The sequence below is a fragment of the Bacillus sp. MBGLi79 genome (genome assembly GCF_002953915.1).
Genome location: NZ_CP026521.1, coordinates 1786048 through 1789083 on the forward strand (window position 1 = coordinate 1786048; position 3036 = coordinate 1789083).

At 45.6% G+C, this 3036-nt stretch carries 5 protein-coding genes; 2 read left to right on the top strand and 3 right to left on the bottom strand.

What is annotated here, in order from left to right; genetic code table 11:
• Nucleotides 1-114: RNA polymerase epsilon subunit (locus tag C1T29_RS24760; RefSeq protein WP_231516575.1), on the bottom strand; the 114-nt coding region annotated here is incomplete at its 3' end.
• A 398-nt stretch (nucleotides 115-512) separates the two neighbouring features.
• On the opposite strand from C1T29_RS24760, the gene C1T29_RS09105 reads away from it, so the two are divergent.
• On the top strand, nucleotides 513-1289 hold the full coding sequence (locus tag C1T29_RS09105; protein WP_023857277.1) for a Cof-type HAD-IIB family hydrolase: 777 nt from the start codon (nucleotides 513-515) through the stop codon (nucleotides 1287-1289).
• A gap of 36 nt (nucleotides 1290-1325) precedes the next feature.
• Here the strand turns inward: C1T29_RS09105 and def are convergent, their stop codons facing one another.
• A complete protein-coding gene (def, locus tag C1T29_RS09110; RefSeq protein WP_023857276.1) occupies nucleotides 1326-1880 on the bottom strand; it encodes a peptide deformylase in 555 nt (184 codons plus the stop codon).
• Nucleotides 1881-2000: 120 nt separating this feature from the next.
• A complete protein-coding gene (locus C1T29_RS09115; protein WP_003181399.1) occupies nucleotides 2001-2132 on the bottom strand; it encodes a YjcZ family sporulation protein in 132 nt (43 codons plus the stop codon).
• 257 nt (nucleotides 2133-2389) lie between these two features.
• On the opposite strand from C1T29_RS09115, the gene C1T29_RS09120 reads away from it, so the two are divergent.
• Nucleotides 2390-3036, top strand: a 647-nt coding sequence (locus tag C1T29_RS09120) for a YkyA family protein (RefSeq protein ID WP_208945717.1), incomplete at its 3' end; no start/stop codon positions are given.

Here is a 3036-nt window from a genome sequence, read left to right on the forward strand (position 1 = left end):
TTTTATTTTAGATCTGACTTCACGATCAGATTGATCTTCGACTAAAATTGAATCTGTTTTTTCACGAACAGTTACTTCGTCATTGCTTGCTTGATATAATACCTTATAGATCATCCAAATCTCTCCTTAACTGCCGATTGTTAGACTCATCTTTCTATTATATTCGAAATTGCCTCATAAGAAAAGCGCTTGAGAAAAAAAGGACTCTTCCACATGAGTGAAGGTCCTTTTAGGCAATCGACTTTCTGCGCATCATGCCATTCAGCTGTTTTTTTAATTTTTTCCGCAGTCGGCGTAGCATACGGATTCCTCCTTTCTCTGACTTGTCCGGTCACTACCGTATCTCTTTAGTTCTATTATATGATGAATCCGTCTATTGTTACATGGATATTATTGGCATGTTGATTTTGTTTTGATTTTGGAGTGAAAAGGTTTTCTCGCGTACGCAGTTTTTGTATGATGGTACAGGAGAACCATCAATCATACTAGCTAAGGGAGAAGGATTCACTGCCATGGATAAAAAGCTGATTTTCTTTGATATCGACGGAACGATTTATGATCATGATAAACGGATTCCCGACACCGCGAAACAGGCTGTCTCCGATTTAAAAGCGCACGGCCATCATGTTTTCATCGCATCAGGCCGGGCGCCGTTTATGGTCAGGCCTGTGCTTGAAGAATTGGGCATCGATTCTTTTGTCTCTTATAACGGACAATATGTCGTTTTTGAAGGAGAGGTCATTTATAAAAACCCCATTGCCGAACAGTCACTGGAAGCGCTGCTTGCGCATTCGGACAGCTGCGGCCATCCCCTCGTCTTCATGGGAGAAGAGGGGATGCGCACTACATCTGCCGGCCATCCGTTCGTCCACGAAGGAATCGGCAGCTTAAAAGTCAATCCGCCGGAAGAGGACCGCGCCTATTTTAAAGGTAGGGACATTTTTCAGGTCCTCTTGTTCTGTACGCAAGACGAGGAAGAGCAGTACAGCCGGTTTCAGGAGTTTGATCTCGTCCGCTGGCACGAGCGCTCCACAGATGTGCTGCCTTCTGGCGGTTCGAAAGCGGAAGGAATCAAAAAAGTCATTGAAAAGCTTCCGTTCGACAGAGAGGATACTTACGCGTTTGGAGACGGTCTGAACGACCTGCAGATGATCGAGTTTGCGGGAACCGGAGTGGCGATGGGCAACGCTGTGCCCGAGCTGAAAAAAATAGCCGACTTTGTCACAAAGCCCGTCGATGAAGACGGCATTCAATACGCGGTAGAAGCCCTCGGGCTTTTGAAACCATAAAAAACGGATCATGTCTGATCCGTTTTTTTATGTGCATTATCTGCCGACAGGCGTTGCGTTTTCGGGTTGTTTCAGCGGGTTTTCTTTGTCGATATGGTCGTAAAACATAATGCCGTTTAAATGATCGATTTCATGCTGGAATACGATTGCCGGAAATCCTTTTAAGCGGATGTCGACGTTTTCGCCATCAAGTGTCGTTCCTTTGACCCGGATCCGTTCATAGCGCGGAACATATCCGGGAATCGGTTCGTCGACGGACAGGCAGCCCTCGCCGCTTGTCAAATAGCATTTTTGAACAGAGTGGCTGACGATCTTCGGATTGAAAAGCGCATAGCTGTAAAGTGTCCCGTCTTCATTTTCGGCATGAACTGCGATCATTCGTTTATTGATATTAATTTGCGGAGCGGCTAGGCCGACACCAGGACGAAGGTTGTACTTTTGAGCGATTTCAGGGTCCTGGCTGTTTTTGACAAACTCGATCATGTCGCTCAGCTGTTTGATTTCTTCTTCGCTAGCTGGCAATTGAACTTCTTCGGCGACGGTTCTTAAAGCGGGGTGCCCGTCGCGGACAATGTTTTCCATTGTGATCAACATCTTCACTCCCAACGATTCATTATGTAAAGTATAGCGGATCTTGCTCTTTTCGCGCAATCTCTGTGCATGATAAAATGACCAGCCGAAGGAGGCTGGTCATGACGGATTCATCAGGGGCTAGCAGCCTAAATAAGCGGCCCCTACAATAATCAGCAAAATAAAGAGAACGACGATCAAAGCGAATGTGCGGCCGTAGCCGTATCCATAACCGCCGCCGTACCCGTATCCAGGGCAGCAATAACCGTACATATGAAGACCTCCTCCGTTATTTTACGCCAGCCTTTTCTTTTTGGTAGGCATGGCGTCTAATATAAATTATGTAAAAGTCCAACGGTTGTATAGTCGAATGCCCAACTTCAAGGAATTTTCCCTAAATGTTTTGGTCTAAAAGCGAAGGCGGCGGCATACCGATCTGATATCGGCTTGTCCATACGCTTTAGACTTCTGTTGTCAAACAAACGAATTCATTTTATAGTGGAATTTGTCGAGATTGGGGGAAGTTCGAAGTGAAATTTTCAAACATGCGGGTGCCAGCAGGCATCGTTGTTCTTTTCACGGCAGCATTTGTACTATCAGGCTGTCTCTGGAAAGATCCTGTCGAGTCTTTTCACGGCTCGCTGGAGAAGATCGTGGAATTGGAAGAGCCTTTTAAACAAGAGCAGGGTTCCCTTAAAAGTCTGGAAAAAGCCGAATCTAAGCTTTACGAGGAAATGATCAGGCTCAATATGGATGATTTTGACCGGATCGCTGCGCTCTCCGACAAAGCGCTCAAGAAAGCCGGAAACCGCGAGAAGCACTTGAATTCTGAGAAAGAAAGCATAGACGAAGCAAAGCAGGAGTTTGAAGCGAATAAAGCGTCGGCGGAAAAAATCGAAGATCAGAAGGTCAGGAAAAAAGCTGAGAACGCTGCTTCTTTTATGGAAAAGCGCTACAAAGCCTACGACTCGCTTTATGACGCCTATCAGAAAGCAATCGGCCTTGACAAAGAGCTGTACAAGCTGCTCAAAAACAAAGGTCTTAAACTGGATGACCTTGAGGCACAGCTGAAAAAAATCAATCAATCGTATGACAAAGTGCTGAAAGACCGCAAACATATCAATGAGCATACAAAGGATTACAACAAAGCCAGAAAAGATTTTTACAAGGCTGCGGG